Origin of the sequence: Burkholderia sp. TSV86 (assembly GCF_001522865.1) — a bacterium.
Taxonomy (GTDB): Bacteria; Pseudomonadota; Gammaproteobacteria; order Burkholderiales; family Burkholderiaceae; genus Burkholderia.
In genome coordinates this window covers 229,785-250,286 of the sequence record NZ_LOWB01000021.1, presented here as the reverse complement: position 1 = coordinate 250,286, position 20,502 = coordinate 229,785, and the positions used below count along the sequence as shown (strand labels likewise).

Here is a 20,502-nt window from a genome sequence, read left to right as displayed (position 1 = left end):
GATGCCGGTGCGCCATTGTCGGGTGCGTCGCAGCGGCAGGCATCCGGGGAAATTGGCGGGCTCAGCGCCGCTTTTGCTCGGGCGCGATGCCGTGGTGCATCACGGCTTCGGCCGTCGCGAGCGCGCGATATCGAGATCGCGGCACAGTTGTTCGGCGCCTTGCGCGAGACGCGGAGTGGGCCGCGTCAGCAGATCGCCGTTGATCGCAAACAAATTGCCTCGTGCGACCGCGGTGAGCGCGGGCCACGCGCGCCAGCGGGTGAAATCGGGCAGCGCGTCGCGCGTCGAGGTCGCGCCGGGCGCGGTCGTCAAGATCGCTTCGGGGTTGGCGGCAAGCACCGCTTCGTCGGTGACGGCGGGCGCGATCGGCTGTAGTTGCGCGAACACGTTGCGCCCGCCGCACAGCGTGATCACGTCGCTTGCGATGTGCGCGCCGCTCAACGTCATCAGCGGCCGATCCCAAATCTGGAAGAACACGGCAACGGGCGGCTTGCCCGCGTAGCGCGCACGCAGTTGGCCGATCTGCCGCCGATAGTCGGCGGCGGCGGCCGACGCCGTGTCGCGCGTACCGAGGAGCGTGCCGAGTTTTTCGAGCGATGTCGCGACATCGTCGAGATGATGCGGCGCGCTGAAAAAAAGCGGAATGCCGAGCGCGCGCAGCCGCTCGGTTTCGCGCTCGGCATTGCCGTGCCGCCAGACCACGACCAGATCGGGCTTGAGCGCCGCGATGCGTTCGAGGTCGAGCGCTTGATTCGAGCCGACGCGCGGCAGCGCTTTCGCGGCGGGCGGATAGTCGCTGTACGACACCGCGCCGACGAGCGCCGTGCCGCCGCCGGCTGCGTAGATCAGCTCGGTCACGTGCGGCGCGAGGCTCACGACGCGCCGCGCGGGCGCGGCGAGCGTGACGGCGCGGCCGGCATCGTCGGTGACGGTGATGCTCGCGTGCGCAGCGGCGATTGCGCCGGCGCACGCGCACGCGGCGGCGATACGCAGCGCGGCGGTGCGGCCGCGCACAGGCATGGTCATGTCGAAGTTCCTGCTGTCAGCGTGGGCGCGCAGGCATCGAGTGCGTCTTCGAGCCGCCGCCATTCGTTTTCGTGCGCGGGCAGCCCGATTCTGACGCTCGGCGCGTGCGCGAACAAGCGCGTCCAGATGCCGTGCGCGGCGAGCGCTTCGTGCAGCGCGCGGGCGCGCGGATCGTCGGTCCAACTGAACAGCGGCGTCGCGCGGACCGCGAAGCCGTGCGCGCGCAGCAACGACGCGAGCCGCGCGCCGTCGGTTGCGAGCCGCTCGCGCGCCGCATGCTGCCACGCGCGGTCGGAGAATGCCGCGAGCACTGCGTGACGGGCGGGGCCGCCAACCGTCCACGCGCCGAGCGCGTCGCGCAACCGGTGCAGCAGCGCGGGCGCGGCAAGCACGAAGCCCGCGCGTACTCCCGCGAGCCCGAAGAATTTGCCGACCGAGCGCAGCACGACGAGGCCGTGCATATCGGTGTCGGCGGCAAGCGACACGGGCGCGCCGGCATCGGCGTCCGCGAATGCTTCATCGACGATCAGCGCGCCGCCGCGCGTGGCGAGTTGCGCGCGCCAGCGCAGCAGCCGCGCGCGCTCGATGCGCTCGGCGCTCGGGTTGTTCGGATTGGCGACGATCGCATAGGTGAGCGATTCGGGCAGCGCGTCGCCGCGGCAATCGAGCGGCGTGAGCGCGTGGCCGTGACGCTCGAATGCCGGCGCGTATTCGCTGTATGTCAGCGGCGCGACGCCCGCGACGCCGCACGCGAACAGCGCGGGCAACGCGCGGATCGCGGCCTGACTGCCGGCGACGGGCAGCACGTGCGCGGCGCTCGGCGCGCCGTAGTAGCGCGCCGCGTGCGCGGCAAGCACGCCGTCGTCCTCGGGCAGCCGGCGCCATGCGTCAGCGGGCACGGGCGGCACGGGATAGCCGAGCGGATTGATGCCGGTCGACAAGTCGAGCCACGCGTCGCGCGCGATGCCGTAGCGCTGCGCGGCCTCGTGCAGGTTGCCGCCGTGAACGATCGCGGGCCGGGTGTCAGACATGGTTGAACGTGTTCGACAGCGCCGCGCCGATAATCAGCAACGCGAGCCAGAGCGCCATCGTGCGGGTGACGAGCGACAGTGCGGCGGCGATGTGCGCGGGTGCGGCGGGTGCGCCCGCGCCGAGCAGCGGGCGGGTTTCGAGCTGGCCGTGATAGACGGCGGGCCCGCCGATCACGACGTTCAGGCTGCCCGCGCCGGCTGCCATCACGGGGCCGGCGTTCGGGCTGTCCCAGAGCCGCGCTTGGCGGCGCCAGCAGCGCCACGCGTTCGCGGTGTCGCCGAGCAGCGCGTAGCTCGCTGCGGTCAGGCGCGCGGGCAGCCAGTTGAGCGCGTCGTCGATGCGCGCCGCGGCCCAGCCGAAGCGGGCGAAACGCGGTGTCCGGTAGCCCCACATCGCATCGAGCGTGTTCGCGAGCCGGAAGAGGAGCGCGCCGGGGCCGCCCGCGACGGCGAACCAGAACAGCGCGCCGAAGATTGCGTCGTTACCGTTCTCCAGCGCCGATTCGACTGCCGCGCGCGACAGCGCCGCTTCGTCGGCGGCGCTCGTATCGCGCGACACGATGCGCGCGGTCAACGCTCGCGCGGCGGCGAGGTCGCGCCGTGCAAGCGCGGCGGCGATCGGCGCGACGTGCTCGGCAAGGCTGCGCGCGCCGAGCGCGAACCACAGCAGCGCGACATGCAGCGCGGCGGCAATTGGCCACGGCAGGATCGTGACGAGCGCGGCCGCGAGCGCGACGGGCGGCGCGACGGCCGCGAGCCACGCGGCGGCGCCGGCAAGCCGGCCGCGCCGCCCGGTGTTCAGCGCGCGTTCGACGCGTACGGCGAGCCGGCCGAAGCCGACGAGCGGATGCGCGGCGCGCGGCTCGCCGACGAGCCGGTCGACGATGCAGCCGGCCAGCGCGAACAGCGCGACGGCAACGGGCGACAGCATCAGCATCGCGCACCGCCCGCCGGCTTGACGCACACCGGCAGCCCGGCGACGAGCAGCGTCACGCGCGTCGCGAGCGCGGCGATGCGCTGATTGACGCGGCCGAGCGTATCGACGAAGCGCCGCGTTTGCGCGCCGAGCGGCACGACGCCCAGACCGATCTCGTTGCTGACGACGATCACCCGCGCGCGTGTCGTGCGCAGTGCCGATTCGAGTTCGGCAATGCGCGCGTCGGCGAGCGCGTCGTCGACGCCTGGGCCGTCGGCGGGGCACAGCAGGTTCGTGAGCCAAAGCGTCAGGCAGTCGATGAGCACGCACGCATCCGGCGCGTCGAGCTGCGCGATCGCCAGCGCGAGTTCGACGGGGGCTTCGACGAGCGCCCAGTTGGCCGGCCGGCGCGCGCGATGATGCGCGACGCGCGCGGCGAACTCGTCGTCGCCGATGCGGGCGGTCGCGATATAGGTGACGGGCCGGCCGCTTTCGGCGGCGAGCCGTTCGGCATGCGCGCTCTTGCCCGAGCGCGCGCCGCCGAGAACGAAGGTGAGGTCGCGCGGAGTCATCGCGTGATTGTAGCGGGCCGCGCGATAATGCGGCTTGCGCGATGTGGCGTGCACGAAGGCGGACGGGTTCGAGGGCGCTTTGCGCGGCGTGCCGGAGGGGCGTTTCGGGTGAGGTTGCGGGGTGCGCTTGGATCGAGGCGGTGGCAGACGCCATCGTCGAGTGATGTTTTGACGCAGGCGTCGATCGTTTCGATTCGCGCTTGGTGGGCGCTTGGTTTATGTTCGAACCATGCTCGAAGTCGCGCTCAAGCCGAGCCCTATCCGCGCCCAACCGGTGGGCGAATCGCGCTTGGGTCACACTTGGGCCGCACGTGGATTGCTCCCGATCGCCCCGGATCACACTCGGATCGTGCGCAACCCGCGCCCGAGCGCCGCGCATCGAACCGGCATGCCGTTCGGACGGTTCCGGGGCCGCGGCCCGGCTCGCCGCGCTGTTTTACCAACCTGTTTCGTCAACCTGTTTCGCAACCCGATTCACCGACCGATTTTGCCGATTCCCATTTCATCCGCACCGATACGATGACCGCTCACGCTTTCGCTTCGCTTGCGCGCCCGCGCGGCACGCTGATGATCCAAGGCACGACGTCCGACGCGGGCAAGAGCACGCTGGTCGCGGGCCTGTGCCGGCTCGCGCGCCGCGCGGGCGTGCGCGTCGCGCCGTTCAAGCCGCAAAATATGGCGCTCAACAGCGCGGTTACCGCCGACGGCGGTGAGATCGGCCGCGCCCAGGCGTTGCAGGCGCTTGCGGCCGGCATCGACGCGCATACCGACCTGAACCCGGTGCTGCTCAAGCCCACCGGCGATCGCGGCGCGCAGGTCATCATCCACGGCAAGGCGCGCATGAACCTCGACGCGCGCGCGTATCACCGCTACAAGCCCGTCGCGATGCAAGCCGTGCTCGAATCGTACCGCCGGCTGCAACGCGGCTATGACGCGTTGATCGTCGAGGGCGCGGGCAGTCCCGCCGAAATCAATTTGCGCGAAGGCGACATCGCGAACATGGGGTTTGCCGAAGCCGTCGATTGTCCGGTCGTGCTGGTCGCGGACATCGATCGCGGCGGCGTGTTCGCGCATCTCGTGGGCACGCTCGCGTGCTTGTCGGCGAGCGAGCGCGCGCGCGTGCGCGGTTTCGTGATCAACCGGTTTCGCGGCGATCCCGCGCTGCTCGAACCGGGGCTGCGCTGGCTCGAGCAGCGCACGGGCAAGCCCGTGCTCGGCGTGTTGCCGTATCTGCACGGGCTGATGCTCGACGCGGAGGACATGCTGCCGAAGGCCGCGCGCTCGGCCGCCGCGTGCGGCGACGCCGGCGTGCTGCGCGTCGTCGTGCCCGCGCTGCCGCGAATCAGCAACCATACTGATTTCGATCCGCTGCGCGCGCATCCGCGCATCGACTTCACGTATTGGAAGAGCGGCCCGGTGCCGGCCGCCGACCTGCTGATCCTGCCCGGCTCGAAGCACGTGCTCGCCGATCTCGCGTGGTTGCGCGAGGCGGGGTGGGAGACCGTCGTCAAGCGCCATCTGCGCTACGGCGGCAAGCTGATCGGCATCTGCGGCGGCATGCAGATGCTCGGCGCGACGCTCGACGATCCGCACGGCGTCGAGGGCGCGGCGGGTGTAACGGGCGCGGGCTTCGGCTTGCTCGATTATGCAACGACGCTCACGCGCGAGAAGACGCTCGTCAACGTGACGGGGCGGCTTGCATTAGGCGGCGCGCCCGCGCGCGTCGCGGGCTACGAGATCCACATGGGACAGACCCGCGGGCCGGCGCTCGCGTCGCCCGCCCTCATGCTTGCCGGGCCCGGCGGCGAGCGGCCGGACGGCGCGGTGTCGGCGGACGGGCAGATTTTCGCGACCTACGTGCACGGCCTGTTTGACACGCCCGACGCGTGCGCGGCGCTGGCCGAATGGGCGGGGCTGGGCGGCGCGGAGCCGGTCGATTATCCGGCGCTGCGCGACGCATCGCTGGAGCGGCTGGCGGATACGCTTGCCGAGCATTTGGATATCGAGCGAGTGTTTGGCGCGTTCGCGTGAGGGCGGGGCGCGGCGAGCCGATAGGGTGCAGCGCAGGGTCGGACGGCGACCCGGACGGGCGATCTCGGGGGACGCCGCCGCATCCCGTAACGTCGACGATGGTGAGTTCAAGGCCGGCGGTTTGAGCCGCCGAGTGTGCAGCGCCAGGCATGACGTGATGGGCGAAGGCGGTTGAGTGCCATCGAGGCGGCGAGCGGGCATGGCGTCGCGACGCCAGCAATTTCGATGCGTTCCTGGCCTGAGTGACGCAATGGCTGCTGCGAGGCGTTGGCGATGGCGGTCGTATCGACAGTCGGCGGTATCGGCGCGGCGGCGTTGAGCCGAGTTCCGACGCTGGCGGCGACGGCACGGCCGAACGAATGCGTCAGCGGCGACCGAGCGTATTGACGAGCGCCACGCCGGCGATCGCGAGCGCGCCTCCCGCGAGCGTGAGCCAGCCCGGCGTTTCGCCTGTCAGCGCGACGGCCAGTCCGGTTGCGACCGGTGGCACCAAATAGAGCAAGTTCGCCACGGCTCGCGCCGAAGTGCGCTTGTGCGCTGTCCCAGGTCGCATAGCCGATTGCAGCCGGAAAGATGCCGAGGTAGACCACGGCCAGCGTGACGTTTGTCGGCGCGGCTGCTGCTTGACGCAGTGCTACGGGCAGCCATGGCGCGAGACAGACCGCGCCGAAGCATACGACCAGCGCTGCGCAGACCGGCCCGCCGTACGCAATGGCGACTGGACGCTGCAAGATGAAGAACACCGCTTGACAGGCGGCTGCAGCCAGCACGAGCGTCGCGCCGTTGCCGAAGCGAAGCCCGCCGGGTTGCCCGGACGCGATTACCGCAATGCCGGCAAAGCTGATCGCGGTGCCGGCCCATGCCCAGAACCGGAAACGCTCGCCGAGAAACAGAATCGCAAGCAACGCGGTGATGACGGGAACCGTGTTGACGATGAAGCTCGCTGCTCCTGCCGATACGGTTTGCTGGCCAATGTTGAGCAGCATGTTGTAGGCGGCGACGCCGAACGCCGCACAGGCGACGAGCCGCAGAATGTGCCGGCCGCTTGGCAGAGGCGGCCTGCGCCACGCGATCCACGCAAGCATCAGCACGGCGGCGACGCTAAAGCGCAATGCGGCCAGCGGAATCGGCTCGAATCCGCGCAGACCGATCCGGATGAACGGGAATGCGCTGGCCCAGAGCAGGACGGTGATGAGGGCGGCCGCGGTGCCGGAAATCGACGAGGGGATCGCGATGGAAGGCTGATTCGAATTCATCGGTGATAGTCGACGCAGGTCGTACAGTGTTCGGCCATGCGTCAATTGCGGCGGACACCGCTCGCGCGCGAGCGCGTGTCCGCCAGAGCCGCACGGGTAACGAGCGCGATTTCAGCGTTCGAGCAAAATGCCCAGCATTCGCCGCAGCGGCTCGGCGGCGCCCCACAAAAGCTGATCTCCGACGGTAAACACGCTGTACAGATTGTCAGCGAGCCCGAGCTTGCGCAGGCGCCCGACGCCGACCTTCAGCGTGCCGCTCACGGCCGCGGGCGACAGCCGCCGCAACGTATCCGCCCTGAGGTTCGGCACGTACTCGACCCATTCGTGCGCGTTTTGGATGATCGACTCGAGCCGATGAACGGGCAGATCCTCCTTCAGCTTCAGCGTGACGGCCGCCGCATGGCTTTGCAGCACGGGCACGCGGATGCACAGGCCGTCGACGCCGATCGTGCCGGGCGGCAGGCCGAGGATCTTGTTGGTTTCGACTTCGCCTTTCCACTCCTCGCGGCTGATGCCGTTGCCGAGATCCGCGTCGATCCACGGAATCAGGCTGCCCGCCAGCGCGACGCCGCCGAACGCGTCGCGCGGCAACGCGGGATCGGCGAGCGCGTCGCGCGCCTGCGCGACGATGTCGATGACGGGCGTGCCCGGATCGTCGAGCGCGCTTCGCACCTTGTCCGACAGATGCGCCATCTGCGACAGCAATTCGCGCACGTTCGCGGCGCCCGCGCCGGACGCGGCCTGATAGGTCATCGTGCTGAGCCAGTCGACGAGGCCTTCCCGGAATAGGCCCGCCAAGCCGAGCAGCGTCAGCGTGATCGAGCAGTTGCCGCCGATGAAGTTCTTGATGCCGGAGTCGAGCCCCGCGTGGATCTGCTCGTGATTGAGCGGGTCGAGCACGATGATCGAATCCGCGTCCATCCGCTTCGCCGACGCGGCGTCGATCCAGTAGCCGCTCCAGCCGCCGCCGCGCAGATCGTTGTGGACCGCCTTCGTATAATCGCCGCCCTGGCAACTGACGATGACGTCCATGTCGGCGAGTTGCGGGATCGACGTGGCATCGAGCAACGTGCGCCGGACGCCGAGCGCGTCGACGTGCTCGGCGCCGGCCGACGACGTGCTGAAGTAATAAGGCGAAACGCGCTTGAAATCCCCTTCGTCGAGCATCCGTTTGACCAGCACCGAGCCCACCATGCCGCGCCAGCCGATCAAGCCCACTTTTTTCATGCGTTGCTCCTGTCCCTGTATTTAATATTTTGGCAATGAAAGGCTTATAGCTTGCTTCAGTATTTTTGTCGAGTCGAGTGAAGCGGAAAGCACGGTGTGCGTGGGGTCAACGTTTCATCGACGAAGTATCGATCGATTGGCGGATATTTCCATTAATGACCCGTCGATAGAAAGAAAGGTAAGAAGATTCGATGACCGTTGTATAAGTTCGATTAAATCGTTCAATTGGCGGATATTGCACATGGGCACGCCATGATGATAATGATGGGCGGTGTGCAGATCGTTGCCGTTGACAAACCAGGCAAAGAACTTCGACGTATGGATCACGCGTGTATTAGTCAACACATTCGGGTCGGTTTGCGTATTGAGACCAAAATGCTCGGGCATTCCAATCATGAAATGCACGCCTTCCGCAACCAGCAGGGTTGGAATCCACCATGCCAATGCAACCAACATCGATCCGCTCTGGATCGTATAGCCGATGCTGGCTACAAGCACCGCGAGGTTCAGTAGATATTCCTGCTTGGTATCTCGGTTGTATTTGCGTTTGTCGATGTTGGGCAACGGCCGCCATGCAAGCGACAGCCACGATAATCGCGCGATCCGTCGATAACGACTGAGAGCAAAGAACGAGCGTGCGAACCCGAGCCATGAATCGAGATTCTGGAAAGTCGCCGATTTCCGCATGCGCGAGTGGCTGGGGCGTGAAATCTTCGCTATTGCCGGCGACCGGGGTGAGGTTGTCGCCTGCAATGCAGCAATGGCCGCATACGATGTACGGCACGGTTTCCGAGCGCAATGTGCCGTTTGCGGCGACGACGAGCGGATGCCGCGCGCCGTAATACGGCGGCCGCATCAACTCAGTCAGACCGCCGTCGATCTTGATGAAACGGAAACCATCGCTGCCGGTATCTGTTATGTCGATCACCCGGGTTACCAGCGAGCTGGCCAGTGCCATCTGGTATGTACCGGGTTCTAGCTCGAGTTTCAGGCGCCGCCCCGTGCGGGAATAGAAGCCCTCGAGTTGTTCGCTTATCCGCGCATCCATCGCGTGATGATCGTAGGGCGTTTCATCAGCAAATGCCGCCAGGCGATAGCCGCCGCCGAGGTCAAGTATCTCGATACTTGGAATGTGTTCGCTGAGTGCGAGTCCAAGCGTGACGGTTTTTTCCAGCACCGTGGTTTCGTGTCCCGACCCGATATGGAAGTGCAATCGAATTGGATTCAACCGATGCCGGCCTATGATTTCCAGCGCCTGATCAACATACTCGTGCCATATGCCGAAGCTGGAATGATTGCCGCCGCTCGTCAATTTTTTCACGAGCCCCGAGCCGAATCCTGGATTGATACGGATCGAGACCTCGGTTCCGGGAAATAAACGGCCGTACATGTCGAGTTGGTGTAATGAGCCGGCATCGAAACCCATGCCGGCCGCGCATAATTCCTGCCAACCGTCTGCGGCTTCTTGTGCGGTCATTAGAATTTTTGACGGCGAGGCACCGGCTCGGATCGCTCGTTTTGCCTCCCATGTGGGACTGACGTCGAAATGCGCGCCGAGGCGGTCGAAAATCTTCAAGATTGCACAGTTTGGATTCGCTTTAACGGAATAACGAATATCCAGACCATAGGCATTCGGGATTTCCGAAAAATAAAGATAATTTTTTGATTATATTCTCGTCGTGGACGAAAGCTGGTGTATTGAATTTTTGGGAAATTTGAATGGTTTCCGCTGGCGATGGAAATTTTAATTGCTCGAGCGATTGCATACATATCTTCCGTTGGATCTCTTTGAGGGTATGGGAAAGTCTGAGCATGCTGATTTGTTTAAATTTTAATTTGTGATCAGCGGAGATTTCATGCTTGCAAATTATTTTTCATGACTTTCTATTTTGATGGGAAATTAATCGCAGGGTATCCGTCTTTTAATTGGAGGGAATTTTCTAATGCTGGACCGCTTTTATCGTGAGCAAAAAACTGCCATGACGGCAGCGGCGTTGTCGGCGATCGTCTCCGGCGCTTGACCGCGCCTGGTTTCAGGATGGAGCCATTTGCCGATATCATCGCTCCCTGTATCCGTTTTTTTTCGCGGCGCGGCGGCGCACGCTTGCCGCCGCGCCGCGCGGTTTTCTCGGGGGAATTCATGACGGTGATCGTGGTGGCGAATCCGAAGGGCGGCGTTGGCAAGAGCACGCTGTCCACCAATCTGGCTGGGTATTTCGCGGCGCAGGGCGCGTGGACCGCGCTGGCCGATCTTGACCGGCAGCAATCCGCGCATACGTGGCTCGACCTGCGCCCGGCGGCGCTGCCCGTGATCGAGACGTGGTCGCTCGATCCCGATACTCCGTCCAAGCCGCCGCGCGGCCTCGAATACGCGATCGTCGACACGCCGGCCGGCTTGCACGGCAACCGCTTGAACGTCGCGCTCGAGTTTGCCGATAAGGTGATCGTGCCGCTACAGCCTTCGATGTTCGATATTCTCGCGACGCAGCAATTCCTCCAGCGGCTCGCCAGCGAGAAGGCGGTAAAAAAGGGGGCGATCGAAGTCGGGGTCGTCGGGATGCGGGTCGATGCACGCACGCGCTCGGCCGAGCAGCTTCATCGTTTCGTCGGAGGGCTCGATTTGCCCGTGCTCGGCTACCTTCGCGACACGCAGAATTATGTCCAGCTTGCCGCACATGGGCTGACGCTTTGGGATGTTGCAAAAAGCCGCGTCGACAAGGATCTCGAGCAGTGGCTGCCGATCGTCGAGTGGGCGGAGCGGAAAAAGGCGCGATAGCGGCGTATTCGGGGCGGCATGCCGGCGGTGCGGGATGGGCGGACGGATCGAATGCGGCATGCCCGTTCGGGCGTTCGATCAGCGCGTAGTCGCCGCGCGATCGCGGGGGCGCTCAGCCAGTGCGGGCGGGCGCCGGGAAAAGCAGCGCTTGTTTGCTCCGGATGCGCGGCGGCGCGTTGCGCGTCGCCCGAACGGCGGACCGGCGGGCGGCGCTCCGCGTGCCGTGTAGCGCAAAAAGCGCGCTATCCCGAAGGCGGGTATCGGCCCGTGCCGCGCCGAGCGCGGCAGCATGCTTACGTCCAGCTTTGCGTCGGCACGTGATCGCGGCTGCCCTTGATCTTGTTGCGCTCGTCGACGAACACCAGATTCGGTTTCCAGCCCGCTTTCAATTCCGCGTCATCGATCATCGCGAACGCCGCGATGATGACGAGATCGCCGAGTTGCGCGCGACGCGCGGCCGAGCCGTTCAGCGAGATCATTCCGCTGCCGCGCTCACCCTTGATCGCATAAGTCGAAAAGCGCTCGCCGTTGTTGATGTTCCAGATGTCGATCCGCTCGTTTTCAAGGATGTTCGCGGCTTCGAGCAGATCCTCGTCGATCGCGCACGAGCCTTCGTAATGCAGTTCGCAATGCGTGACTGCCGCGCGGTGGATCTTCGATTTCAGCATGTGGCGCTGCATGATGGCTCCTGGGTGCAACTCACTCAATATAACGTTGGGCTGGGCTCGCGCAGGCGCGCGTCAGATCTCGAGATTGTCGATGAGGCGCGTCGCGCCAAGCTTGGCCGCCGCGAGCACGACGAGCGGCTCGCCGGCGTCGATTTCGGCGGCTGTCGGCGCGACGAGGTTCGCGCGCCGGCGGATCGACACGTAATCGGGCTGCCAGCCGCGCGCGGCAAGTGTATCGTGCGCGGCGCGTTCGAGTGTCGCGAGATCGCGCGCGCCGCCGAGCACCGCTTCGCGCACGCGCGTGAGCGTCTTCTGCAACTCGGGTGCTTGCGCGCGCTCGGCAGGGCTCAGATAGCGGTTGCGCGACGACAAGGCGAGCCCGTCGGCGTCGCGCACGGTTTCGGCCGCGATGATCTCGACGGGCAGCGCAAGCTGCTGGCACATACGGCGCACGATCATGAGCTGCTGATAATCCTTTTTGCCGAATACCGCGACGCGCGGCTGCACGCATGCCATCAGCTTCGTGACGACCGTGCATACGCCGGTGAAGAACCCGGGGCGGAATTCGCCCTCGAGGATGTCGCCGAGATCGTGCGGCGGCTGCACCCGGTATTCCTGCGGTTCGGGATACATGTCGCGCTCGGTCGGCGCGAACAGCACGTAGACGTTTTCCCTTTGCAGTTTCTCGATGTCGTCCTGCAGCGTGCGCGGATATTTGTCGAAATCCTCGTTCGGGCCGAATTGCAGGCGGTTCACGAAGATGCTCGCGACGACGGGGTCGCCGTGCTGGCGCGCGAGCCGCATCAACGACAGATGGCCTTCGTGCAGGTTGCCCATCGTCGGCACGAAGGCCGTGCGGTTCTGGCCGCGCAACTGGTCGCGCAGTTCCTGGATCGAGCTGATGACTTTCATGAGTTCGCGGTTCCTCGCGCGGTCGGTGCGTGCGCCGCGTGGGAGCGGCAAGGCAGGGTAAACGTCGCGCGACGCCGGCGGGGCGTCGGGCGTGGGCGATTGTAGAGGATTTGCCGTTTTAGCGCATCGATAAAAGCACGATCGTTCATTTTAATCGGATGGATGAGCGCGGCAATGGCGGTCGGCGAATGGAAAATGGGGTTGAATTGAAAGAGCCCAAACCGTCTGTCCGGCTCGGCGCTTAGCGCAATGGCCTGCGGCGGCGGTAGACGCAGGGCGGATCGCGCGCGAGCCGGTGACGAAGGACGCGTTTCGAACCGCCAAGCGGACGGCGGCGGGCGCGCGAGACGAAAGCGGCAAACGGCAGCGGCTATGGCCACGGCTACGGCTACGGCTACGGCTACGGCAAACGGCGGCAGCGAGCGGAAATTGGCGAAAGAAAGGGCGACGGACCAAGGCGGATGGCCGCGACGATAAACGCGGCGGGCAACTGCGTCACGTCAAATGATGGCGATCGGCATTCCGGGGCGACCGTATGCGGCATGCCACATGCCATACGCCGCGCGCGCCGCGCCCGACGTCCGAACCCCACTCAGGCAGGCAGATACGCGAGCCGCACGTAGATCGGCGCGAACGGCTCGGCTTGCGTGATTTCGACGAGCGATTCGCGCGCGAGCTCGAGCATCGCGATGAAGTTGACGACGACGACGGGCACGCCGCGCGACGTATCGAACAGATCGGCGAACTCCATGAAGCGCGCGTTCTGCAGCCTGCGCAGAATGAGGCTCATATGTTCGCGCACCGACAGCTCCTCGCGCGAAATTTTGTGATGCTGAACGAGCTTCGCGCGTTTGAGCACATCGGCCCATGCGGCGCGCAAATCGTCGGCGTTCACGTCGGGAAAGCGCGGCGTGATGCTCTGCTCGATGTATACCTCGGCGCGCAGGAAATCGCGGCCGAGCTGCGGGAGTTGGTCGAGCCGCTGAGCGGCGAGCTTCATCTGCTCGTATTCGAGCAGGCGCCGCACGAGTTCGGCGCGCGGGTCTTCCGCGTCCTCGCCGGTGTCCGCCTTCTTCACCGGCAGCAGCATGCGCGACTTGATTTCGATCAGCATTGCCGCCATCAGCAGATATTCGGCCGCGAGTTCGAGATTCGACTCGCGGATCTGGTCGACATAGCCGAGATATTGCGCGGTGACTTCCGCCATCGGAATGTCGAGCACGTTGAAATTCTGCTTGCGGATCAGGTACAGCAGCAGGTCGAGCGGCCCTTCGAACGTCTCGAGAAAGACTTCGAGCGCGTCGGGCGGAATGTACAGATCCTGCGGCAGCTTGAAGAGCGGCTCGCCGTACAGGCGCGCGAACGCCGCGACGCCGTCGACCGTGTCCGGCGTCGAATCGGCGCCCGCGGGCGCGGTGAGCGCGTCTTCGGGCGGCGCGCCCGCGCTGGCCTCGTCGGCGGCGCTCACGGCGTCAGAAGTTTTGATAGTAGACGTAAGGGGTCTGCCGCACGCGCGATTGCTGCTGCTCGGCGCGCTCGTCGAGATCGATCGGCTGCTTGTCCCACAGGAGCGCGCGCCCCTTGCGCTGCTCTTCTTCGAGCGTCGGCTTTTGCTGTTTCAACTGATTCAGGAATTGCGTGATGTCGGACTGGTACGGCATGGCTGGCTTTCCGTTCAAGGCAGGCGTTCAAGGCGGGCAGGCGCCCGCGAATACGATCGGTCGAATTCTACCGCAACGCGGGGAACGGTCGGCGGCAAAACGGCGTCGAAAGCGCGGCCGCCGTATTTCGCGATGCGGTGCAACGCGGCCGGCCATACGGTTCGCGGGCGTCGCAGTGTGGTCAAATGGCGGTGGGTCCGAAGAAATATTCTTGTCACGGAGGTCATGTTTGGCTGGGCGGGTATCACGGCAGCAAGCGCTCTCGCGCGCCGCACGCGGCGTGCCGGGGCGGGATTTCGCGGGGCGCGCCGGCGGCGGCCTCGCGCTTCGTTTCGCGCCGCGCCCGCTCGCGCGGCTCGGCCTGCGGGTGTTTTTCGCCGGCTGCGCGGCCGTGTCTTTCGCCATGCCGGCTTGCGCGAAATACACAGTCGAAATCGATGCGCCGCGCTCGGTCAAGCGTTTGCTCAAGCAGCATCTCGACATCGCCCGCTTCGCGAAACGCGACGACTTGAGCGAGGACCAGTTCGAATTCCTCGTGACGGCCGCGCCGCAGCAAGTGCGCGATCTCACTGCGACGGCCGGCTATTTTTCGCCCGTGGTGCGTACTGACGTGCGCACCACGGACGGCAAGCGCAAGGTGACGGTGGCGGTCGATCCGGGGCCGCAGACGAGCGTGTCGGCGGTCGATTTGACATTTGCCGGGCCCGTCGAACAAGAAGACCCGAAGCAGGAGACGGCGGCGCGCGGGGCGTTTTCGCTGAGACAGGGCGATGCGTTCACGCAATCCGGCTGGGACGACGCGAAGGAGGCGGCGCTCAAGCAACTGCAGTCGCGCCGCTATCTCGGCGCGAAGATTGCTTCGTCCGAAGCACGGATCGATCCGCGCACGCGCAGCGCGAAGCTCGCGGTGACATTCGACAGCGGCCCGACGTTTACGCTCGGCGAACTGGACGTGTCCGGTGCGCGCCGTTATCCGGAGAAGATCGTGCACAACGTGAATCCGCTCGCGGCCGGCGAGATTTACGATGCGCGGCGCATCGCCGAGCTGCAGCGGCAGGTGCAGAACACGCCGTATTACGCGAGCGTCGCGATCGACGTGTCGAGCGACGTGGAGCATCCGCAACATTCGCCGGTTCACGTGAAGGTCAGCGAATATCCGTACAACAACGTGCGCGGCGGGATTGGCTACGCGACCGACACGGGCCCGCATGTTCAAGGCTCGTACACGTACCTGAACACGTTCGGCGCCGCGTGGCCGCTGTCGTTCTCGGGGCGGGTCGACCAGATCCAGCAGTACGGGCAGATCCAACTGTCGATGCCGCCGAGCGCGCGCGGGTGGACGAACAGCGCGCTCGCGTCGTATACGAACACCAATGTGTCGGACACGCGGATCTACAGCGCGCGGGCGGGCCTGCAACGCACCCGCAACGGTCAGTTCATCGATTATTCGTATTCGCTGATGTTCTACCAGGACCGGCTTGACCGCAACGGCGCCAGCCCAACCACGAGCCGCGCGCTCGTGCCGCAGTGGGCATGGACGCGGCGCAACGTCGACGATCCGCTGTTTCCGCGCTCGGGCAACCTGCTGCACGCGGAAGCGGGCTTCGCGGTGAAGGGCGTGCTCGCCGATCAGACGTTCATCCGCGGCTACGCGCGCGGCCAGCAATACGTGCCGATCGGCAAGCGCGACCTGTTCGTGTTCCGCGCGGAGCTGGGCGGCGTGTTTACGAGCGGCAGCTCGTCTGGCGTGCCGGCGTCGCTGCTGTTTCGCGCGGGCGGCTCGAACTCGGTGCGCGGCTATGGCTATCAGAGCATCGGCAACATCGTCAACGGCTCGACGCTGCCGACCAAATATCTGATGACGGGCACGGCCGAATACCAGCACTGGTTCAACCGCGACTGGGGCGCCGCGACGTTCTTCGACATCGGCACCGCCACCGACGCATGGGGCGAGAAGGTGTTCTATCCGGGCGCGGGCGTTGGCGTGCGCTGGCGCAGCCCGGTCGGCCCGGTCAATTTCGATCTCGCCTATGGGCTGAAAAACAAGAGCGTGCGTCCGTATTTGACGCTTGGCATCGCATTCTGATTTTTTGATTTCGCATGACGAAGGACGTGTCCGAACCGACTCCCGACCACGCGCCGAGCGGCGCTCCAGCCGGCTCGACGCCCGACGCGCAAACGCCCGACGGCGGCCGCGGCCCGCGCGCGCCGCGGCCGAAGCGCTCGCGCGCGCGCCGCGCGTGCGCCGCGCTCGGCTGGACGGCGCTCGTCGCGCTCGCGCTCATCGTCGCGGCAGCGGGGGCGCTCGTTGCCGCCGCGACGACGGAGCGCGGCACGCAGCTTGCGTGGCACGCGGCCGTGAAGCTGCTCGGCGGGCGCCTGTCGGGCACGCTCGACGGCGGCGCGCTTGCCACCGGCGTAAGGCTGTCGCAATTCGCGTGGACGAGCCCGGACGGTTCGGGCACCGAAGTGCGGATCGACCGGATCGCGGGCCGCTGGGCGCTCACGCGCGCACCGTTGCGGCTCGCGATCGCGTCGCTGCGCGCGGGCACGATCGACGTGCGGATCGCGCCGTCGCCGCCGTCGCCCGCCGCCACGCCGCGCGATCTGCGCCTGCCGCTGCAACTCGCGATCGACGATCTGCGCTTCGACAAGCTGTTGATCCACGACGCCGGCTCGACGACCGAACTGGACCGGTTGATCCTGCACGGCAGGAGTGACGGCCGCATCCACGACGCGACGCTCGAGCGCCTCGATACGCCGTTCGGCGCGCTGAGCGCGCGGGCCCGGCTCGACGGTGTGCGGCCGTTCCCGATCGATGGCGACGCAACTTATGCCGGCAAGCTCGCGGGCGAGCCGGTGGATGTGCGTGCACGCGTGTCAGGCTCGCTCGAGGCGCTCGTCGCCGAGCTTGACGCGTCGGGCATGAAGCTCGCGGGGCGTGCGCATGTCGAAGCCGCGCCGTTCGCCGACGTGCCGCTCAAGCGCGCGAGCGCCGCGTTCGATCACGTGAACCCGCGCGCGCTGTCGCCGGGCGCGCCCGTTGCCGATCTCGCGGTGCGGGCCCAGCTCGAGCCCGCGACGCCCGATCCGAAGGCGCCGAACGCGTTTGCCGTCGCCGGACCGGTGTCGATCGTCAATGCAAAGCCTGGCACGCTTGGCGACGGCCTGCTGCCGCTCGTCGACGCGCACGCGAACCTGCGGCTCGACGCGAATGCGCAGCGCATCGACGCGCTTGCCGTGCGCACAATCCGCGATGGCAGCGTGACGGGCGGCGGCGCGCTCGCGCACGGCCGCGGGCGGTTCGATCTGAAGGTCGCCAATCTCGATCTGAACGCGTTCGTCGCCGCGCTCAGGCCGATGCGGCTCGCGGGGCCGGTCGGCGTTGCGCTCGAGCCGGGCAAGCAGAACATCGATTTCGATCTTGCCGACGCGAAGCTCGCGCTCGGCGCAAAGGCGAAGGTCGCGCTCGACGCGCGGCAGACCACGATTTCCGATGCGCGCGTAACGGCCGGCAAGGGGCGCGTCGAACTCGCGGGCGTGCTCAAGCACGATGCGCGCTCGGCGTATGACCTGAAGGCGAAGCTCGTCGATTTCGATCCGCTCGCGCTTGCCGCGGCAGGCCCGGCGTCGGGTGCGACGCGCGGCAGCGGCAGCGCAAGCAGCAGCGCGCGCGGATCGAATCCGGCCGCGGGCGCGCGCGATGCGGGGCGCGGCAGCCGGCCCGTGCAGGCCGCGGCCGGCTCGCGCGCGGGCCACGCGCGCGTGAACGGCACGCTTGCCGCGACGGGCGCGCTTGCGCCCGGCTTCTCGACGAAAGCGCAGTTCAAGCTCGGCGATAGCGTCTATGACGGCTTGCCGATGACGGGCGAGGGCACGGTGCAGGTGGCAGGCGAGCGCATCCTGCCGAGCAACGCGAATCTGTCGATCGCGGGCAACCAGGTCGATCTGCGCGGCAGCTTCGGCGCGCCGGGCGACCGGCTGCGCTTTGACGTCGACGCGCCGCAGCTCGATCGTCTCGGCTTCGGCCTTGCCGGCCTCGCGCGCGCGCACGGCGATCTCACCGGCTCGTTCGCACACCCGAACGTGAGCGCGGAGTACACGGCAAGCGGCGTCGTGTTCGGCTCGAACCGGATCGGCGCCGCGCAGGGCCGCGCGGACATCCGCGACGGCGCGCAAGGCGCACTCGTGTTTACCACCGACGCAAGCGATCTCGCATTCGGCGGTATCGGTCTGAAGACGCTGTCCGCGCGCCTCAATGGCACGCGCGCGAAGCACACGTTCGATGCGTCCGCGCTCGGCAGCGCGGACGGCCGTGCGATCAACCTCACCGTCGCGGCCAACGGCGGCCTCGTCGATACGCGCGACGGCGTGCGCTGGGACGGCGCCGTCACGCGCTTGTCGAACCGTGGCACGCCGTCGGTGTCGCTCGACGCGCCGGTCACGGTGTCGGCGGGTGCGCAGCGCGTGATGCTGTCCGCGGCGAAGCTGTCGATCGAGGGCGCGCTGCTCGATCTGAAGTCGTTCGCGCTCGAGCACGGCAGGCTGCGCACGGCCGGCTCGATCACCAACCTGTCGGTTGCGCGCGCGCTCGAAATCCGCGCGGAGCTGACGGGCCAGCGCTCGCCGTTGCGCACCGATTTGATCCTCGACGGCGACTGGGATATCGCGCTCGCCGACGCCGCGTCCGGCCATCTGCAGATCAAGCGCAGGAGCGGCGACGTGACGCTCGAAACCGGCCGGGGGATCGCAGCGCTCGGCATTGCCGATCTATCGGCGCGCGCGGCGTTCGCGCCGGGCAATCGGCTCAACGTGACGGCGCATGCGCAGGCCACCCGGATCGGCACGCTCGATGCGAACGTCGCGGTGCCTTTCGCGCTGCGCGACGGCGTGTTCGGCGTCGCGCAGGACGCGCCGCTCGGGGGGCGCGTCGATGCCGATATTCCCGCGCTCAAGGTCACGGGCGGCCTGTTCGGGCCGAGCTATCTGCTCGACGGGCGCGCGTCGCTCCGGCTCACGCTTGCCGGCACGCCGGCCAAGCCGAATCTGTCGGGCATGCTCACGGGCGACAACCTGTCGGCCACGCTGGTCGATCAGGGCGTGCAGTTGAAGGACGGGATCGTGCGCGTGAAGCTGACCGAGAATCTCGTCGAGTTCCAGCAGGTGGAGTTTCATGGCGGCAACGGCACGCTGCGCGCGCTCGGCCGCGTGCGGCTCGACGGCAGCGAACCCGATCTGACGGCGAGCATCGTCGCCGACAAGCTCGAGCTGTTCGCGGCGCCCGACCGCAAGCTGTCGCTGTCGGGCAATGCGACCGTCGGGAACGACGCGCCGCGCGGCGGCATCGCGATCAACGGCAAGTTCACCGTCGATCATGCACTGTTCGACTTGCCGGAGGCCGCGGCGCCACATCTGTCCGACGACGTGGTGATCGTGCGGCCGGGCAGCATCGAGCGCGGCGACGTGAAGTCCGGCACTGCGGCGGCGAAGTCCGCATCGGCGGCCGACAAGCCCGCGCCGTCGCTCGCGCCGCGCGCGAACATCGATATTTCGCTCGGCGACGATTTCCGTTTCAAGGGGCACGGCGCGGACCTCAGGCTGCGCGGCACGGTTACGGTGATGAGCGCGCCCGGCGCGCTGCTGCGCGCGGTCGGCAACGTGCGCGTGACCGAGGGTTCGACCTATACGTCGTTCGGCCGCAAGCTCGCCATCGAGAACGGCTTTTTCACGTTCAACGGGCCGGTGTCGAACCCGGGCATCAACATTCTCGCGATGCGACGCAATCAGGAGGTCGAGGCGGGCGTGCAGGTGACGGGCACGGTGCAGTCGCCGAGCGTGAAGCTCGTATCGGAGCCGAACGTGACCGACAACGAGAAGCTGTCGTGGTTGCTGTTCGGCCACGGCACCGATCAGGGCAACAACCTCGGCCAGCAGAGCGCGATGACGACGGCGCTCGCGCTGCTCGGCAGCGCGACCGGCAAGCGCGTCGCGCAAAGCGTCGGGCTTGACGAAATCTCGATCGGTCGCAGCGATGTCGGTTTGACCGATCCGCAAGTGGTGCAGATCTCGAAGGCGATCAACGAACGCTTTGTGCTCGGTTACGAGCAGGGGCTGCAGTCGGCGAGCAATGCGTTCAAGGTGACGATCAACTTGACGCGTTTCTGGGCGGTGTCCGCATACGGCGGTACGTTCCAGGGCGTCGATCTGAACTACACGCGGCGTTTTGATCGATGGTGGTGATGCAGGACTCCAGAAATATATTGGCATTGACATTCTTTTCGCGCGTTCTAGATTGATCTAGACCTTGCGGGCGTTGCAACTCGGGCATGTGAGATAAAGCATGGCGATGTTGCGCACACCGCAACGGCAAGCGGGCTTCACTTGTCTCGTTCCATGCAGTTCGAATCGAACGCATATCCCCTGTCC

General features: G+C 66.6%; 15 protein-coding genes and 2 pseudogenes. 4 read left to right on the top strand and 13 right to left on the bottom strand.

Features of this window, described 5'->3' with window-relative positions; translation table 11 throughout:
• Nucleotides 1-99: 99 nt before the first annotated feature.
• The 4 genes from WS68_RS03225 to cobU are packed head-to-tail and all read right to left on the bottom strand — an operon-like array spanning nt 100 to nt 3,545.
• The gene (locus WS68_RS03225; protein ID WP_156429330.1) at nt 100-1,020 is read right to left on the bottom strand and encodes a cobalamin-binding protein; all 921 of its coding nucleotides are present in this window, start codon (nt 1,018-1,020) and stop codon (nt 100-102) included.
• Nucleotides 1,021-1,022: 2 nt separating this feature from the next.
• On the bottom strand, nt 1,023-2,057 hold the full coding sequence (gene cobD, locus WS68_RS03220; RefSeq protein ID WP_059569403.1) for a threonine-phosphate decarboxylase CobD: 1,035 nt from the start codon (nt 2,055-2,057) through the stop codon (nt 1,023-1,025).
• Nucleotides 2,050-2,994, bottom strand: coding sequence for an adenosylcobinamide-phosphate synthase CbiB (cbiB, locus tag WS68_RS03215; protein WP_059569402.1), 945 nt, complete (start codon nt 2,992-2,994; stop codon nt 2,050-2,052). The genes cobD and cbiB overlap by 8 nt, the downstream gene beginning before the upstream one ends.
• On the bottom strand, nt 2,988-3,545 hold the full coding sequence (gene cobU / locus WS68_RS03210) for a bifunctional adenosylcobinamide kinase/adenosylcobinamide-phosphate guanylyltransferase (RefSeq protein ID WP_059569576.1): 558 nt from the start codon (nt 3,543-3,545) through the stop codon (nt 2,988-2,990). Before cobU ends, cbiB begins: the two co-directional genes overlap by 7 nt.
• 519 nt (nt 3,546-4,064) lie before the next feature.
• Here cobU and WS68_RS03205 point away from each other — a divergent pair.
• The gene (locus WS68_RS03205) at nt 4,065-5,576 is read left to right on the top strand and encodes a cobyric acid synthase (RefSeq protein WP_156429322.1); all 1,512 of its coding nucleotides are present in this window, start codon (nt 4,065-4,067) and stop codon (nt 5,574-5,576) included.
• A gap of 875 nt (nt 5,577-6,451) precedes the next feature.
• Here WS68_RS03205 and WS68_RS28675 read toward each other — a convergent pair.
• The 5 genes and pseudogenes from WS68_RS28675 to WS68_RS27215 all read right to left on the bottom strand — a co-directional run.
• A pseudogene (locus tag WS68_RS28675) lies at nt 6,452-6,832 on the bottom strand (DMT family transporter); the annotation flags it as partial.
• A 111-nt stretch (nt 6,833-6,943) separates the two neighbouring features.
• On the bottom strand, nt 6,944-8,059 hold the full coding sequence (asd, locus tag WS68_RS03195) for an aspartate-semialdehyde dehydrogenase (RefSeq protein WP_059569401.1): 1,116 nt from the start codon (nt 8,057-8,059) through the stop codon (nt 6,944-6,946).
• 114 nt (nt 8,060-8,173) lie between these two features.
• Nucleotides 8,174-8,746, bottom strand: coding sequence for a fatty acid desaturase (locus WS68_RS29510; RefSeq protein ID WP_059569400.1), 573 nt, complete (start codon nt 8,744-8,746; stop codon nt 8,174-8,176).
• Nucleotides 8,747-8,804: 58 nt separating this feature from the next.
• Nucleotides 8,805-9,674 (bottom strand): annotated as a pseudogene (locus WS68_RS28670) (hypothetical protein); the annotation flags it as partial.
• Nucleotides 9,675-9,943: 269 nt separating this feature from the next.
• Nucleotides 9,944-10,201: a hypothetical protein gene (locus tag WS68_RS27215; RefSeq protein WP_156429320.1), complete on the bottom strand. Its 258-nt coding sequence runs from the start codon at nt 10,199-10,201 to the stop codon at nt 9,944-9,946.
• On the opposite strand from WS68_RS27215, the gene WS68_RS03180 reads away from it, so the two are divergent.
• Nucleotides 10,200-10,835 carry a ParA family protein gene (locus WS68_RS03180; protein WP_059569574.1) on the top strand — a complete coding sequence of 212 codons (636 nt, stop codon included), beginning with the start codon at nt 10,200-10,202 and terminating at the stop codon, nt 10,833-10,835. The genes WS68_RS27215 and WS68_RS03180 overlap by 2 nt on opposite strands.
• 293 nt (nt 10,836-11,128) lie before the next feature.
• Here WS68_RS03180 and panD read toward each other — a convergent pair whose 3' ends face one another.
• The 4 genes from panD to WS68_RS03155 all read right to left on the bottom strand — a co-directional run bounded on the left by panD (nt 11,129) and on the right by WS68_RS03155 (nt 14,076).
• Nucleotides 11,129-11,515, bottom strand: a complete 387-nt coding sequence (panD, locus tag WS68_RS03170) for an aspartate 1-decarboxylase (RefSeq protein ID WP_059569397.1) — start codon at nt 11,513-11,515, stop codon at nt 11,129-11,131.
• Between the two features lie 60 nt (nt 11,516-11,575).
• On the bottom strand, nt 11,576-12,415 hold the full coding sequence (gene panC / locus WS68_RS03165; RefSeq protein WP_059569573.1) for a pantoate--beta-alanine ligase: 840 nt from the start codon (nt 12,413-12,415) through the stop codon (nt 11,576-11,578).
• Between the two features lie 592 nt (nt 12,416-13,007).
• Nucleotides 13,008-13,883 (bottom strand): segregation and condensation protein A, encoded by an 876-nt coding sequence (locus WS68_RS03160; RefSeq protein WP_059569396.1) that lies wholly within the window; start codon nt 13,881-13,883, stop codon nt 13,008-13,010.
• A 4-nt stretch (nt 13,884-13,887) separates the two neighbouring features.
• Complete coding sequence (locus tag WS68_RS03155) at nt 13,888-14,076, bottom strand: DUF3460 family protein (protein ID WP_059569572.1); 189 nt, start codon at nt 14,074-14,076, stop codon at nt 13,888-13,890.
• A 229-nt stretch (nt 14,077-14,305) separates the two neighbouring features.
• Here WS68_RS03155 and WS68_RS03150 point away from each other — a divergent pair, with 229 nt between their 5' ends.
• Both WS68_RS03150 and WS68_RS03145 read left to right on the top strand, forming a co-directional pair.
• Entirely contained in the window at nt 14,306-16,162 is a 1,857-nt protein-coding gene (locus WS68_RS03150; RefSeq protein WP_059569395.1) for an autotransporter assembly complex protein TamA, read from the top strand.
• A gap of 14 nt (nt 16,163-16,176) precedes the next feature.
• On the top strand, nt 16,177-20,316 hold the full coding sequence (locus WS68_RS03145) for a translocation/assembly module TamB domain-containing protein (RefSeq protein WP_059569394.1): 4,140 nt from the start codon (nt 16,177-16,179) through the stop codon (nt 20,314-20,316).
• Nucleotides 20,317-20,502 lie beyond the last annotated feature (186 nt).

Excerpts from the sequence above, each read along its gene's own strand:
- WS68_RS03145 (WP_059569394.1), top strand. The coding sequence starts at position 16,177 with ATGACGAAGGACGTGTCCGAACCGACTCCCGACCACGCGCCGAGCGGC.
- WS68_RS27215 (WP_156429320.1), bottom strand. The coding sequence starts at position 10,201 with ATGAATTCCCCCGAGAAAACCGCGCGGCGCGGCGGCAAGCGTGCGCCG.
- panC (WP_059569573.1), bottom strand. The coding sequence starts at position 12,415 with ATGAAAGTCATCAGCTCGATCCAGGAACTGCGCGACCAGTTGCGCGGC.
- panD (WP_059569397.1), bottom strand. The coding sequence starts at position 11,515 with ATGCAGCGCCACATGCTGAAATCGAAGATCCACCGCGCGGCAGTCACG.
- asd (WP_059569401.1), bottom strand. The coding sequence starts at position 8,059 with ATGAAAAAAGTGGGCTTGATCGGCTGGCGCGGCATGGTGGGCTCGGTG.
- WS68_RS03180 (WP_059569574.1), top strand. The coding sequence starts at position 10,200 with ATGACGGTGATCGTGGTGGCGAATCCGAAGGGCGGCGTTGGCAAGAGC.
- WS68_RS29510 (WP_059569400.1), bottom strand. The coding sequence starts at position 8,746 with ATGCGGAAATCGGCGACTTTCCAGAATCTCGATTCATGGCTCGGGTTC.
- WS68_RS03155 (WP_059569572.1), bottom strand. The coding sequence starts at position 14,076 with ATGCCGTACCAGTCCGACATCACGCAATTCCTGAATCAGTTGAAACAG.
- WS68_RS03225 (WP_156429330.1), bottom strand. The coding sequence starts at position 1,020 with ATGCCTGTGCGCGGCCGCACCGCCGCGCTGCGTATCGCCGCCGCGTGC.
- cbiB (WP_059569402.1), bottom strand. The coding sequence starts at position 2,994 with ATGCTGATGCTGTCGCCCGTTGCCGTCGCGCTGTTCGCGCTGGCCGGC.
- cobD (WP_059569403.1), bottom strand. The coding sequence starts at position 2,057 with ATGTCTGACACCCGGCCCGCGATCGTTCACGGCGGCAACCTGCACGAG.
- cobU (WP_059569576.1), bottom strand. The coding sequence starts at position 3,545 with ATGACTCCGCGCGACCTCACCTTCGTTCTCGGCGGCGCGCGCTCGGGC.
- WS68_RS03205 (WP_156429322.1), top strand. The coding sequence starts at position 4,065 with ATGACCGCTCACGCTTTCGCTTCGCTTGCGCGCCCGCGCGGCACGCTG.